Annotated in this window: 15 protein-coding genes; 14 read left to right on the forward strand and 1 reads right to left on the reverse strand. The window is 42.8% G+C overall.

What is annotated here, in order from left to right:
- The first annotated feature begins 667 nt into the window (after window positions 1–667).
- The 9 genes from BLR65_RS24040 to nadE (BLR65_RS31900) all read left to right on the forward strand — a co-directional run bounded on the left by BLR65_RS24040 (window position 668) and on the right by nadE (BLR65_RS31900) (window position 6,494).
- Window positions 668–1,126 (forward strand): MarR family transcriptional regulator, encoded by a 459-nt coding sequence (locus BLR65_RS24040; RefSeq protein WP_093796699.1) that lies wholly within the window; start codon window positions 668–670, stop codon window positions 1,124–1,126.
- A gap of 131 nt (window positions 1,127–1,257) precedes the next feature.
- On the forward strand, window positions 1,258–1,896 hold the full coding sequence (locus tag BLR65_RS24045) for a phosphatidylserine decarboxylase family protein (protein ID WP_093796700.1): 639 nt from the start codon (window positions 1,258–1,260) through the stop codon (window positions 1,894–1,896).
- A 39-nt stretch (window positions 1,897–1,935) separates the two neighbouring features.
- A complete protein-coding gene (locus tag BLR65_RS24050) occupies window positions 1,936–2,688 on the forward strand; it encodes an ATP-binding protein (RefSeq protein WP_093796701.1) in 753 nt (250 codons plus the stop codon).
- Window positions 2,689–2,839: 151 nt separating this feature from the next.
- Window positions 2,840–4,186, forward strand: coding sequence for an acetyl-CoA decarbonylase/synthase complex subunit gamma (gene acsC / locus BLR65_RS24055; RefSeq protein WP_093796702.1), 1,347 nt, complete (start codon window positions 2,840–2,842; stop codon window positions 4,184–4,186).
- Between the two features lie 50 nt (window positions 4,187–4,236).
- Window positions 4,237–5,187 carry a CO dehydrogenase/acetyl-CoA synthase subunit delta gene (gene cdhD / locus BLR65_RS24060; protein WP_093796703.1) on the forward strand — a complete coding sequence of 317 codons (951 nt, stop codon included), beginning with the start codon at window positions 4,237–4,239 and terminating at the stop codon, window positions 5,185–5,187.
- Window positions 5,188–5,241: 54 nt separating this feature from the next.
- On the forward strand, window positions 5,242–5,394 hold the full coding sequence (locus BLR65_RS30595) for a hypothetical protein (protein WP_211285061.1): 153 nt from the start codon (window positions 5,242–5,244) through the stop codon (window positions 5,392–5,394).
- Window positions 5,360–5,710, forward strand: a complete 351-nt coding sequence (locus tag BLR65_RS24065; protein WP_211285060.1) for a nicotinate-nicotinamide nucleotide adenylyltransferase — start codon at window positions 5,360–5,362, stop codon at window positions 5,708–5,710. Before BLR65_RS30595 ends, BLR65_RS24065 begins: the two co-directional genes overlap by 35 nt.
- A gap of 18 nt (window positions 5,711–5,728) precedes the next feature.
- The gene (gene nadE / locus BLR65_RS24070; protein WP_281241579.1) at window positions 5,729–6,304 is read left to right on the forward strand and encodes an NAD(+) synthase; all 576 of its coding nucleotides are present in this window, start codon (window positions 5,729–5,731) and stop codon (window positions 6,302–6,304) included.
- Window positions 6,207–6,494, forward strand: a complete 288-nt coding sequence (nadE, locus tag BLR65_RS31900; protein WP_373657474.1) for an NAD(+) synthase — start codon at window positions 6,207–6,209, stop codon at window positions 6,492–6,494. The genes nadE (BLR65_RS24070) and nadE (BLR65_RS31900) overlap by 98 nt, the downstream gene beginning before the upstream one ends.
- A gap of 218 nt (window positions 6,495–6,712) precedes the next feature.
- Here nadE (BLR65_RS31900) and cooS read toward each other — a convergent pair whose 3' ends face one another.
- Window positions 6,713–8,623: an anaerobic carbon-monoxide dehydrogenase catalytic subunit gene (gene cooS, locus BLR65_RS24075; protein ID WP_093796729.1), complete on the reverse strand. Its 1,911-nt coding sequence runs from the start codon at window positions 8,621–8,623 to the stop codon at window positions 6,713–6,715.
- A 292-nt stretch (window positions 8,624–8,915) separates the two neighbouring features.
- Here cooS and BLR65_RS24080 point away from each other — a divergent pair, with 292 nt between their 5' ends.
- From BLR65_RS24080 to BLR65_RS24100, 5 genes are all read left to right on the forward strand, one after another.
- A complete protein-coding gene (locus tag BLR65_RS24080; RefSeq protein ID WP_093796704.1) occupies window positions 8,916–9,410 on the forward strand; it encodes a hypothetical protein in 495 nt (164 codons plus the stop codon).
- Window positions 9,411–9,491: 81 nt separating this feature from the next.
- Window positions 9,492–10,337, forward strand: a complete 846-nt coding sequence (locus BLR65_RS24085) for a Sir2 family NAD-dependent protein deacetylase (RefSeq protein ID WP_211285059.1) — start codon at window positions 9,492–9,494, stop codon at window positions 10,335–10,337.
- A gap of 110 nt (window positions 10,338–10,447) precedes the next feature.
- Entirely contained in the window at window positions 10,448–10,750 is a 303-nt protein-coding gene (locus tag BLR65_RS24090; protein WP_093796706.1) for an HD domain-containing protein, read from the forward strand.
- A 49-nt stretch (window positions 10,751–10,799) separates the two neighbouring features.
- The gene (locus BLR65_RS24095; RefSeq protein ID WP_093796707.1) at window positions 10,800–11,336 is read left to right on the forward strand and encodes a cysteine hydrolase family protein; all 537 of its coding nucleotides are present in this window, start codon (window positions 10,800–10,802) and stop codon (window positions 11,334–11,336) included.
- Entirely contained in the window at window positions 11,323–12,774 is a 1,452-nt protein-coding gene (locus tag BLR65_RS24100; protein WP_093796708.1) for a nicotinate phosphoribosyltransferase, read from the forward strand. Before BLR65_RS24095 ends, BLR65_RS24100 begins: the two co-directional genes overlap by 14 nt.
- The last annotated feature ends 278 nt before the right edge of the window (window positions 12,775–13,052 follow it).

The raw sequence follows: 13,052 nt of genomic DNA on the forward strand, positions 1-13,052 counted from the left end.
GATTTTGGATATAGGTAATAAATGCTTGCATCCGGCGCAAATAGGACTCGCGAGAAGATTCGGGAGTCCCTTTAAGTTCAAAATATAGATTGATTTCTTGTTCGTAGTTTTTCATAGAAGCTACCTCCTGATGGTGATAGATGCGAAGGACTGTTCACCATCAAAGGTAGGAGGCGCTCGAATTATTTTATTGGTAGTATGTATTTTGCTTGTTATGCATGTTATAATCATAAAAGTAAAAAGTATGCTTTCCTTTGGATTGTTTGGTTTGGCGATTAAACAATACCATAAAAGACATACTTTTTGCTATTTTTTTTGCTTTTGTAGAAAAATCTTTAGCCATCGCGACTAGCGATTTCGTTCTTCTTTTGTTTCCTATTGATAAGTTTGATTCTTAGTACAAGTGCCAGTGAGAACATATATTTAATCCAGCACTGTTTGACTCGATACGGAGAACGGAACCGATGCTAATGCGTGAAAAATGAAAATGGGGTGGATTTATCCTCTTACACGGATTTCCTCCCATGAAAAGCACCTAAAACAGCCGGAACTTTGTCGGGTAAGCTGCTTTAGGCGTTTTTATAATATACCAAACTTTTGTTGACGCGGCAACAAAAGTTTGGTATATTATATTTGTTGCCATAGCAACAAAAGGGGGTGCTATTGTATGAGCCAAGCCATACAAATCCTAGATTTACTCATAAAAATCCAAGAAAGCTCTGATATATTCCCGCATGAGTGGGAGGCAACGTTTGATGGAATTAATCTGCTAGAAGTTCATTGTATTGATCGCATTGGTAAAGTTCAATATGCAAATGTCACAAAAATAGCAAACGAAATGGAAATGACACGAGGAAGTATTAGTAAAATTTGTAAAAGAATGATAAGCAAAGGATTAATCGAGAGTTACCAACGCTCAGATAATCACAAAGAAATTTATTTTCGGCTCACTAAGAGAGGGCAACGGGTATATAACGAACACGAAAAGTACCATAACCAAGCCAGACAGGAGGAATTATCTTTGATGAATACTTTTAACGAATACGAGCAATCCATTATATTTCGTTTTCTCAACGGAATTAACTGCTTGCATAATAGGAAGATGGCTGAAAAAAACAACGATTAAGATCGATAGTAGTTTTAAAATTGTACAATCCTAAATTTTTCGACTAGATAACAGATACGTTTAAAAAAGAACCTGTCCGCTTATTCCAACGCGCTTCAGTCGTATCATAATTACTGAAAGAAGTGAAATGAATGATTGCAAAAGAGGGTTATCCTTATATTGCCTTTTTTATTACAATTGCTATTATAATTGAAAAAGTTTTTGACGTGTATTGGAGCATTCTTCCTGCAGTTTTAGGACTATACGTAACCTATTTTTTTCGTAATCCAAAACGTAATGTGATATATGATCCTGAATTGGTTTTAGCTCCCGCTGATGGAAAAGTAATGAGTATTGAAAAGATATTTGAAGATCAATTTTTTAACGGCCCGGCAATAAAAGTAACCATTTTTTTATCTATTTTTGATGTTCACATTAACCGTATTCCGGTAGAAGGAAATATAACATTTCAAAACTATATTTGCGGTAAGTTAAAACCGGCTTATAAAAGCTCGGCTCCATTCGAAAATGAACGCCACGCTATTGGACTGGAAAATGATAATGGTATGAAAGTTATGATAATCCAAGTTGCGGGAATTCTTGCCCGCCGTATTGTTTCATGGGTCAATCTAGGCGATAGAGTTCAGCAAGGGCAACGATATGGGATGATTAAATTTGGATCCTGTACAGAAATTATTATGCCAATAAACGTGGCTGTTTCAGTTGCAAAAGGTGAACATGTAAAAGGCGGAAAAACTATTATTGGTAGGATTACTCCTGATAATAAATAGTTCATTCTGAAAAAAATAACTTTGAGTGGAGGGTTTCTGATGACAAAGAAGATAGCCGTAGCCGGTAAGGGCGGCGTCGGTAAAACAACTTTTACCGCGCTACTAATTAAAGAATTATTACAGCGGCAAAAAGGAATGATTTTGGCTGTAGATGCCGATCCTAACTCCAATTTGAACGAGGCGTTGGGCATGACGGTAGACGATTCTATCGCCAATATCCTGGAGGAAGTCAGAATCGGGGAAGATGTTCCGGATGGAATGGGCAAAGATTCATTCACGGAATATAGGCTAAGCCAAATTATTCAAGAAGCAGATGGCCTGGATCTTATTTTAATGGGATTGCCCCAGCAAAATGGCTGTTATTGTTATCCCAACAATCTTATAAGGATGTATCTGGAACGGTTACAAAAAAACTATGAATATGTCATCATTGATAACGAAGCCGGAATGGAGCATATAAGCCGGCGTATCGTTGCCGATATCGATATGCTGTTTATCATTAGCGATACGTCTGTACGTAGTATCCGTTCGGCGGCAAAGGTAGTTGAACTCGTTCGTGTGCTGAAGATCGAAATACCTGAAATTTATTTGATTGTCACCAAGACGGGTGAGAATGGCATTGACCGGCTCAAAGAGGAAATAGCAAAAACAGGTTTAAATTTAATCGGCACTATTCCCTACGACGAACAGGCTGTTACCTTTGATACCGAAGGAAAACCATTGGTTGATCTGCCCGAAGACTCTCTTGCTGTTGTGGCAGTTAACGCCATTATGAAAAAAGCAGGTGTTTAACGCACAACTGAAACTAACCTACTTTGTTTCATAGGCTACTTTTCGCGGATTCGCTAATTGAACGGTAGTATGATTTTGGAGTGGGTTAATTCTTACTGGTAAAGAAAATACTGCAGCTTGCTAAATAGTTTTGACGAAGGAGAAAAAAATTATGGCATTATCAGGCCTGGATATTTTCAAGCAACTTCCCAAAACCAATTGTAAAGAATGTGGGATGTCAACATGCCTTGCTTTTGCCATGGCACTGGCTAGCGGCAAGACATCGCTCGACAAGTGTTTGCATGTTTCTGAAAAAGCAAAGGGGTTATTAGATGCCGCATTTGCTCCTGCTATGCAGTCGGTAAAAATCGGTGTTGATCCAAACCAGATTACTCTGGGGGGGGAAACTGTACTTTTCCGTCACGACAAAACCTTTATCAATCAAACAGCGATTGTTATCAAGGTTTCGGATACTTTATCCCCGGATGAACTTTGGGAAAAAGTCAAAGTTATCAACAAACTGAATATGAAGCGGATGGGGCGACACATTGGCGTGGACGCCATTGCCATTACTAACTGTTCTCAAAAACCCGACAAATTTAAAGCTGCTGTTGATATGGTCGCTGCTCATACCCCCAACCTTCATTTGGTCCTTCTTACGGAAAAGGCGATTGCCTTAGAAGCAGCTTTACCCGGTATTGCTGAACGAAAACCGTTGGTTGGCTCTGCTACCATAGATAACTGGCAGGAGATGGCCGCTTTGGCGCGGCGTTATGCTGTGCCGCTAATTGTTAAGGGGAACGGGTTAAATGCTACTGCCGATCTAGTTGAATTAGTCGCCGGTGAATATAAAGAATTAGTTATTGATCCCGGAACTCGGAAAACGGCTGAGACATTGACAGCGTTGACCGACATTCGGCGTCTGGCAATTAAAAAGAAATTCCGGCCATTTGGCTTTCCCACAATTGCGTTTACAACCGCGGCAGATCCGAATGAAGAAATTATTCAAGCTGGAGTTTTTGTGGCTAAATACGCCAGCGCAGTTGTTATAAAAGCTTTGGAAAAGGCGCACATACTGCCATTGCTGACATTACGAATGAATATCTATACCGACCCGCAAAAGCCTATTGCTGTAGAGCCCAAAGTATATGAAATTGGCGCTGTCACGCCGGAATCTCCCGTTTATGTATGCACCAATTTTTCGTTAACCTATTATGCGGTTGAAGGTGAAGTGGCGGCCAGTAAAATTCCCGGATACATTATCGCGGTTGATACCGAAGGCAACTCAGTTCTTTCTGCCTGGGCATCAGGCAGATTTGACGCCAATACAATTACTGAGTTTATCCTCGGATGCGGTATTGCGGAAAAGGTTAAGCATCGGACATTGGTTATTCCGGGTTATGTTGCCGTTATTAGTGGTAAACTGCAAGAAAAATCCGGCTGGGATGTTATTGTCGGGCCGCAAGAAGCCGTTGGCATACCGGTTTTTGCCAAAGCATATCACTTAAAAAATACATAGTCTGAAGTTTGCATGAAGCTACTGTTTTCTATAGGAAAGGGGCATATAACATGCATATTGAGCTTATAAGGGAAAAGTATAAGGGAAACATTCATACCGTCACCCTCGGTGCGCTTAAAGAGCAAGGTGGGACTCGCACGCATACGGTAACGGTTGGAGGTGACGCTACTCTGCCATTTTTGTTTTTTGAAGGCAAGCAACCCAACAAAGCAGTCGTAGCTGTTGAAATCTGGGATATCGTTCCAACGGAATGGAATCCGGTCTTGCAAGAAATATATGCAGACGTTTTCAGCAACCCTGCGGACTGGGCGAGGAAAGCCGTAGACTTGGGGGCCGATATGATTCTGCTGCGTCTTAAGGGGGGCGACCCTGATCTGGGGAATAAAACGCCGGAACAGCTAGCTGAGGTGGTAAAGAATGTGTTAGCCGCCGTCGGCGTACCGCTAATTGTTGTAGGCTGTGGCATTGACGAGAAAGACAACGCTGTTTTGCCAGTGGTAGCCGAAGCTGCCGCCGGTGAAAACTTATTGTTAGGGGTTGCTAAACAGGATAATTACAAATCCATTGTCGCTGCCGCTCAGGTTTACAAACATAAAGTATTAATACTGGGAACTGTTGATATCAATTTGTGTAAACAACTAGAGATTTTAATCACCGAATTAGGCTTACCTGCCGAAAACATCTTAATGGACCCGGGGACATGTGCATTGGGCTATGGAATCGAATATACCTATTCGGTTATGGAGCGAGGCCGCTTAGAAGCAATTGGCGGTGATGAGCGGTTAGCTATGCCGGTTGTTTGTAATGTTGGCTACGAAGCCTGGCGGGCTAAGGAAGCTATTGCCGCTGAAAAAGATTTCCCCGATTGGGGAGAGCAATCTAAACGGGCTATTTTGTGGGAAGCGCTAACCGCTACCAGTCTATTGCAAGCTGGCGCAAATATCATGATAATGCGGCATCCGGAGGCGGTTCGCCTTTTCAAAAAAATGTGGAGGAATTAACCTACAACTATAATTCATAAATCTTTATGACATAAATTTAAAGGCTGTACTGAAATGCTGATCCGCTTAGCGATTAACGGAAATGATAAGTTTGTCGCCGACGATTACGAAATGAAGCAGCACGCTTGGGACATTGCCACCTATCTTACAATGGAACACTTCAAGGATTACAATGGAACACTTCAAGGAGAAGTATCCAGGCGATGAGGTCTACTTCATCATGGGTGCTGACCTACTCGTAGATATCGGGGAAGAGAAGTGGAAAAAGTCAAAAGAGCTTGTGCAGGAGAATAAGTTTATTGTCATGGCGCGAAATGGCATCGACATGTTGGCCGTGATTGCAAAATCACCGATTCTGCGAAATGCAGATGATGGTCAAACCTTTCATCTAATCGACAAAGGTCTGGCTATGGAGATCAGCTCGACCTATATCCGAGATGAGTTCCAAAAAGGGGGCGAACCACGATACTTGCTTCCTGAAAGTTGTTACGAATACATCAGTACCAATCATTTGTACCAATAAAAAAAGGGGGGATTTCAAATGAACAAACAAATGGAAATCATCCAAGCTTTGAATGTGCAATCGGAGATCAACGCTAAGAAGGAGATTCAGAGCCGGATCGACTTTCTCAAAGCATACTGTTTGAAAGCGGGAGCAAAAGGTTTTGTTTTGGGCATCAGCGGCGGTCAAGACTCGACACTTGCTGGACGACTGTCGCAATTGGCGGCTGAAGAACTTAGGGCAGAAGGTTATGAAGCAAAATTTTATGCCGTTCGCCTGCCATATGGAACGCAAAAAGATGAAGAAGATGCTCAAGCGGCTCTGGCATTTATCAAGCCCGATCAAACCTTTGTCTTTAACATTGAGGATCCCATCGCAGCTTTTGTCAAAGCCTATACTAATGCGACGGGTGAAGTCATGGCTGACTATCACAAGGGGAATGTTAAAGCCAGAATGCGTATGGTTGCACAATACGCGATTGCTGGGGAGCAGCAATGTTTGGTCATCGGTACGGATCATGCTGCCCGAGGCAGTAACAGGGTTTTTCACCAAATTCGGCGATGGGGGAGCCGACATCCTTCCTTTGACCGGCCTCACAAAAGGGCAGAGGCGTGAACTTTTGAAGGAGCTTAATGCTCCCGAACAACTTTACCTTAAGACTCCAACGGCAGACTTGCTCGATAACAAACCTCAGCAAGCGGATGAGACGAACTTGGTATTGAATACAATGTTCTTGATCAATATTTATTGGGTAACGAAGTTGATCCTGGTATTAAGGCGAATATTGAAAACCGATTCGGAGTAACAAAGCATAAACGGGAGTTGCCTGTAACTCCATTTGATACTTGGTGGAAGTAAGCATTATTTAATATGGATTATAGCTTATTCGAAAGCATGAAAGTGAAAAAGCCCTAAATCCTTGCAATACAAGGTGTAGGGCTTTAAAAACAAAAACTGTAATCAACTGTTTCGTTACTAAAAATATACTCATGCAAGTTTTACAACAGATTAGCCGATAAGATTTTAATGCAGACCGAGAACCTGTCGTTTTTTCATAATGTGGGCTTCGAGGCCGTTGGCTGCTTCCACAGGATCATCGGATACTGCAACTTTGCCGCCAGTTAGACCTTCAACATCTTCGGTTAACAGTTTCAGAAGACGTGGGGCTCCAGTGATACTAGGCGGTGGTGCAAGATGCGTGTAAGCACCGTAGGCAACAGCGAAGACGCCATCAATAGTTGCTTTTTGTTCTAACCACTGCGGTGCGGTTACTGCGATCGGTAATTGCGGTACGTCCACATCCAGATGATCAGCCAATGCGGTTACAAGCATACTGATGCGGCCTGTATCAGTGCAGGTACCAAAAGGCAATACCGGCGGAATCTTGAGAGCGTTACAAACCTCTTGCAGGCCGGGGCCGGCTAATTTAATCGCATCCAGATTCGCTAATCCAGCTACCTCAAGAGCGTGACAGCCACAACCTCCCGCAACAATAAGAATATCGCGTTTAATTAGTTCTTGCGCTAAGTTGACGGTCACATAGTCTTGCGGCCCGTTTTTGAGTGAGGTGCAATTAACCAGTGCTACTACACCCTTGATTTTTCCCGCAGTGATAACGTCAACCAACGGGTCTAGTTTACCGCCAAGTGCTTTGAGTACCGCTTCCGTTGAGAAGCCAGCAATGGCTTTTGTTTTGTAATTAGGAACTCTAGGTTCGATTTTGTTACGACGGTGCTTGTAGTTCTCAAGCCCTAGCTCTATTAGCTTCTCGGCGATAAATTTAGCTTCTGGTGGTTTATAGTCATAAGTAAATTTCAAGCCAGGGATTCTGACTATGTCATTGACGCTTACCAGGGTAACTTGATATTTCTCAGCGTAAGGTGCTAAATTCGGCGGACAACAGTTTTCGTCCATCGCAAAGACATCAACAGTACCGGTGGCTAAAAGTGGTTCGATATGAAGCCAGTTGCCAGTCAGACCACCAAACACATCGCTCATTTCAGCCCGCTGTAATAGTTCTTGACCAGTTTCAATTGAGCCTATAACCTTTATACCTTTTGCACCAGCGGCTTTTGCCGCATCACGCCATTTTGTTTCGTTGGCCAGTTGCATAGTAGCAAAGCCTGTCCATGGTTGGTGACCATTAAACACGATATTCACATAATCAGGGTCCATGATACCAAGGTCAACATCCACTTCATGAGGCGTTGGTGTACCGTAGAGAATATCTTGAACCATCTCAAGACCAATTTGTGAAGTATAGATTGTAGCTATGCCTAACCGCATGGCTTTTTTCGCTAATGAAACATAATCACCGTCAACGTTAGTTAGGCAACTGGCGGTAGCATCCTGAATTTCATAAAGCACACCAGCGGGGAAAAGTGCTAGGTCACGCCATACTTTTTGCCGGTGCTTGGGGGCAAATGCTGTAATCATCTTACTTGGATCATCATAATCATGGTGAAGTTCTTCAGTCAGAGATTCGGCTAGCTTATACGCCATTTCGTTAACCGTAGCAGTTGTTTCAATGCCGAGTTTACTACACATAAACTTAAGCTTGCCGACATCTTTGATTTGAAAAGGTGTTTTGCCTTCTGCTGTTGATTTTAAGGTGCGAAAGGCTTGATAAGCATGGTGAGTATAAGTTGCACTACCCATTACATTTAATAACAAGAATGCACGCATTGCCATTGCATCTCGATCAATACCGCAAACGCCTAAAACTGCACCGGATTTATCTGAGATGCGGCAAGGTCCGTGTGAACATAGTTGACAGCTGTTACCCTGTAAGCAGAAATTACAACGGATTTTCTCCTGTGGTGGATACCGATCAAAAACATTGCTCATATCGTCTGCGTGCAGCTTTTCGTACATTTCAAGCACAGATGGATGGATGCTAATACGCTGTTGTGTAGAGCTAAATTGATCTGTCATAATGGTCCCTGCCTTTCTAAGAAAATGAAAACTGTTACATATAATCCTATTATTAGCGAAAAACGAAAATTTATTATTCACACTATCCTCCTAGATAGTATGCATCAAAAAAGTACATACTTGTCCGTAATTCTATATCAACTATATAATACAATCAAATCAAAGTAAAGGAGGGTTCAAACAGGAAGAAAAACATATTACACCTCTAATTCTAATGTTTGTTTTTGAGGGTGTGCTATATAAGTGAATGTTTTCAACAATGAAGCAATATCGCTAGAAGGACAAATAAAGTATGTTATCACAACAATATGAAGACAACATAGACACAATATTGCAGAAAATCCACGAAGCTGAGGCGATTGTGGTTGGCGGTGCCGCCGGTATGTCTGCGGCTGCCGGATATAACTGGTATCGAGATGATGCAATGTTTCGAAAGTATTTTAACGCATTTGCTGAAGAATATGGGATCGACAGCATCTTTGGAGGCTTTTACTATCGCTTCCGCACTGAGGAAGAACGGTGGGCATATCTTGCCACTTTGATCAACTTTGTAGCGGATGTCCCCATCGGCCGGCCTTATAAGGATTTATATAAAATTCTGCGTGGTAAAAACTATTTTATTCTTACGACAAATCAAGACACTCAATTTTTACAAGTGTTCCCAGAAGAAAAAGTCAGTGCCATTCAGGGTAACTGGACATATTTACAGTGTGGACGCCCCTGTCACGACGGTATTTATCATTATGCGGAACAGGCAAAGACAGGATCATTAGGCTCTCCCACTTAAACATAAATAATTTCGCATTGTAAGGAATGAATTTATTCGGCGGCACAGATTCATCAAAATTTTATAAGAATGGAGGATAACATGGAAGAGAAATATCGTAAGGTCTTAACAAAAATCCAAGAGGCTGACGCGATTGTAATCGGCGCTAGTAACGGCCTCTCCATTTCGGAAGGTATTCATATCTTTGCGGATGATTCATCTTTCCAGGAGAATTTTGGCGATTTCCGTAAAAAGTATGGTTTTCGCAGCATCATACAGGGATGTATTTACCCATATCCTTCCCAGGAAGAAAAGTGGGCATTTTTCAGCCGTATGTTCGAATACTTTTTATACAACAAGGAAACCAGTCCGGTCATGAAGAACCTTTATGAACTGGTGAAAGATAAAAACTATTTTGTGGTTACCTCTAATATAGATGCTCATTTTACACTGGCAGGATTTCCTAAGGAGCGCCTCTTCGAAATAGAAGGCAATTGTCGGAATCTGCAATGTTCGCATGGTTGTCATAATCGAATTTATCCAGGCGACGAAATACTGAGCAAAATGGCCCAAAACCAAGAGAATGGAAAAGTCCCTCCGAATCTTATTCCTAAGTGTCCTGAGTGTGGCGACCCAATGCAAGTCCATGTCGAAGTCGATAGGAATTTTCTAAGAGACCAGTCCTGGCAAACCAGCTATCAGGCTTATCAGGATTTTATCGATAAAGCCCATGGTAAAAAATTAGTCCTGCTGGAATTAGGTGTGGGTGCCAGAAATCAAATGATTAAAGCCCCATTTATGAAGTTAACCAGTCTTGAGGAATATGCTACCTACATTACTTTTAATAAAGGCGGCGAGCTTTATATTCCAGATGTGATTGCTGCTAAATCCATTGGTATTGACGGCGATATTGCGGAAGTGTTGCAGCAATTAGTGCAGATGAAATAAAAGAATTTTATAAATATGAGACTAAAGGAGAAAAAAATGTTTTTAGAACAGGTTATGAATGACCCTTCGGCCAGCCGGTTGCAATGCGCTATAAACGATGGTGTGAATTTATGGAGCAAAATATCGAGTTTTGGCTGCCGGACAGTGTCAAGCACACCAAAGAGCATTGCGCCCGCGTGTTGCTGTTGGCACTGGTCATCGCACATCAAATTGGGCTGAGTGAGGAAGAAATGGACGCACTTAGCATGGCGGCTATTTTCCATGACTCTCGCCGCCTCAATGATTGGCTGGATAAGGGACATGGCAAGCGGGCGGCAGAATATTATGAGGATTATTGCTGTGAGCATGATACGAAAAGTAATAAGCAGGCAATTCCTGCGGGAACATGTAAGCGACATCTGAAAATAAATTAAAGCTTCTTATGAAGGCTGGTCTGACATAACAGTAAGGAGGGATTAAAGAATGAAGGTTCTAGTAGTAATTGATATGCAGAATGATTTTATTAATGGAGCGCTTGGTACGAAGGAAGCTGTAAAGATTGTTGATTCTGCGAAAGCGAAGATTGACAGTTATCTGGCAGCAGGAGACATTGTCATTTATACACAAGATACCCATACCGAGGCATACCTTCAGACACAAGAAGGACAAAAGCTGCCTGTTGAGCATTGCATAAAAGGGACGCCCGGCTGGGAAATTGCGCAAAAGGTGTATGTGAGCGGATGTCAGGTGATTGAAAAGCCTTCTTTCGGTTCAATAGAGCTTGCTGAACTGATTACAGGGATGAAGGAAATACAGTCTATCGAGCTGATTGGGCTTTGTACGGATATCTGTGTGATTTCAAATGCAATGATTTTGAAAGCAAAAATGCCAGAGGTTCCGATGGTGGTTGACGCATCCTGCTGTGCAGGTGCGACTTTGGAAGGACATCAAAACGCACTGTATGCAATGAAGACATGTCAGATTGAGGTGATCGGAGGAAAAGACGATGACTCAGTTTAACCAGCGTAATATCAGCATGATGATGGATTTATATGAAATGACGATGGCAAACGGGTATTTTGCGGGGCAAAATGAAATGAAACGGGTCGCATTTGACGTATTCTACCGTAAAAATCCGGATAATGGAGGTTTCGCAATCTTTGCAGGATTAGAGCAGATAATAGAGTATGTAGAAAATCTGCACTTTGACACAGATGACATAGAATATTTCCGCTCGCTGAATCTTTTTAGTGAAGCCTTCTTGGACTATCTAAGTAATTTTCGGTTCAAAGGCGATATTTACGCCTTCCAGGAGGGAACCATTATGTATCCCAATGAACCGATTATTACCGTAATAGCCCCGCTCATTGATGCACAGTTAGTAGAAACGGCAATTCTGACACAAATCAACCATCAGTCCTTGATTGCCACGAAAACAAGGCGCATCGTGAGTGCTGCAGGCGGGCGGACCGTATCTGATTTCGGTGCAAGGCGCGCTCATAATGTTGATGCGGCGGTTTATGGCGCAAGGGCTGCTTATATCGGTGGAGCCAGTAGTACATCTAATGTCATGGCCGGAAAACAATTTGGGATTCCTGTCAGCGGAACGATGGCACACAGTTGGGTCATGTTCTACAAAGATGAATATGAGGCGTTTCGGCATTACGCAGAAAATTATCCAGATGCAACCGTGCTGCTGGTAGACACGTATGATGTCATTCATTCGGGCATCCCGAATGCCATCCGGGTAGCAAAGGAAGTTCTGGAGCCAATGGGGAAACGACTGAAAGGTGTGCGTTTGGATTCCGGAGACCTTGCATACCTCTCGAAAAAGGCACGTGAGATGCTGGACGATGCCGGGCTTCAGGACTGTAAGATTTTTGTATCGAACAGTCTGGATGAATATACGATTAATTCAATTCTCAACCAAGGCGGCTGCATCGACAGCTTTGGCGTGGGAGAACGTCTGATTACGGCGAAAAGTGACTCGGTATTCGGTGCGGTATATAAGCTTGCCGCTGTGGAAGAAGATGGCATATTTGTACCGAGGATCAAGATGTCGGAAACCGTTGAGAAAATCACAAATCCGGGGCTTAAAAAAGTATATCGCGTCTATTGTAAGGAAGGAAACGCGGTAGCAGACTTGATTACGAGGGCGGACGAAATCGTGGATATGGACAAACCCTACCGATATGTCGATCCAGAAAAACCTTGGAAAAACCGCTACTTCACCAACTGCACCGTGAAAGAATTGCAGCAGCTTGTGGTGAAAGATGGGAAACGGGTATATCAGGCGCGTAGCCTGGATGAGATCCGTAAGTTTGTAGAGCAACAATTGGAAACCGAAATTTGGCAAGAAGAGCAGCGGTTTGAAAATCCGCATAAGCACTATCTAAATATGAGTCCGTACTACTATGAATTGAAGATGAGCCTGCTGCATGAAGCGCAGAATGCATGACAACAGCAGGGAGATAAGATCAGAGTGGAAAGGCAGCCAGGGCTGCTGGTAATCAGGCAGCTGGGCGAGCGGGAAACGAGTCGGGCCCGGCTATCAATGGATGCTGCATCAAGTGCACAAAGAAGTGAGTTTTGAAGAACGTACACGGTCCTTTTCTTGACTTTGCTCGCGAGAACGAATATGATACTGGTGTAATATAAAGAAAAGGGGAATGACTCATCGGCTGCCAGCGAAGCTGGGGCGAAACCACGGCAAGCCGGCAGATCACCCGGTACCGC

The organism is Sporomusa acidovorans, from assembly GCF_900101845.1.
GTDB lineage: Bacteria > Bacillota > Negativicutes > Sporomusales > Sporomusaceae > Sporomusa > Sporomusa acidovorans.

Bases quoted from the DNA above. Each gene is read 5' to 3' on its own strand.
- nadE (WP_281241579.1), top strand. From the start codon at position 5,729: ATGAACAAACAAATGGAAATCATCCAAGCTTTGAATGTGCAATCGGAG.
- BLR65_RS24090 (WP_093796706.1), top strand. From the start codon at position 10,448: ATGGAGCAAAATATCGAGTTTTGGCTGCCGGACAGTGTCAAGCACACC.
- BLR65_RS24100 (WP_093796708.1), top strand. From the start codon at position 11,323: ATGACTCAGTTTAACCAGCGTAATATCAGCATGATGATGGATTTATAT.
- BLR65_RS24050 (WP_093796701.1), top strand. From the start codon at position 1,936: ATGACAAAGAAGATAGCCGTAGCCGGTAAGGGCGGCGTCGGTAAAACA.
- BLR65_RS30595 (WP_211285061.1), top strand. From the start codon at position 5,242: ATGCTGATCCGCTTAGCGATTAACGGAAATGATAAGTTTGTCGCCGAC.
- BLR65_RS24095 (WP_093796707.1), top strand. From the start codon at position 10,800: ATGAAGGTTCTAGTAGTAATTGATATGCAGAATGATTTTATTAATGGA.
- cdhD (WP_093796703.1), top strand. From the start codon at position 4,237: ATGCATATTGAGCTTATAAGGGAAAAGTATAAGGGAAACATTCATACC.
- BLR65_RS24065 (WP_211285060.1), top strand. From the start codon at position 5,360: ATGGAACACTTCAAGGAGAAGTATCCAGGCGATGAGGTCTACTTCATC.
- BLR65_RS24040 (WP_093796699.1), top strand. From the start codon at position 668: ATGAGCCAAGCCATACAAATCCTAGATTTACTCATAAAAATCCAAGAA.
- BLR65_RS24080 (WP_093796704.1), top strand. From the start codon at position 8,916: ATGTTATCACAACAATATGAAGACAACATAGACACAATATTGCAGAAA.
- cooS (WP_093796729.1), bottom strand. From the start codon at position 8,623: ATGACAGATCAATTTAGCTCTACACAACAGCGTATTAGCATCCATCCA.
- BLR65_RS24045 (WP_093796700.1), top strand. From the start codon at position 1,258: ATGATTGCAAAAGAGGGTTATCCTTATATTGCCTTTTTTATTACAATT.
- BLR65_RS24085 (WP_211285059.1), top strand. From the start codon at position 9,492: ATGGAAGAGAAATATCGTAAGGTCTTAACAAAAATCCAAGAGGCTGAC.
- nadE (WP_373657474.1), top strand. From the start codon at position 6,207: ATGCTGCCCGAGGCAGTAACAGGGTTTTTCACCAAATTCGGCGATGGG.
- acsC (WP_093796702.1), top strand. From the start codon at position 2,840: ATGGCATTATCAGGCCTGGATATTTTCAAGCAACTTCCCAAAACCAAT.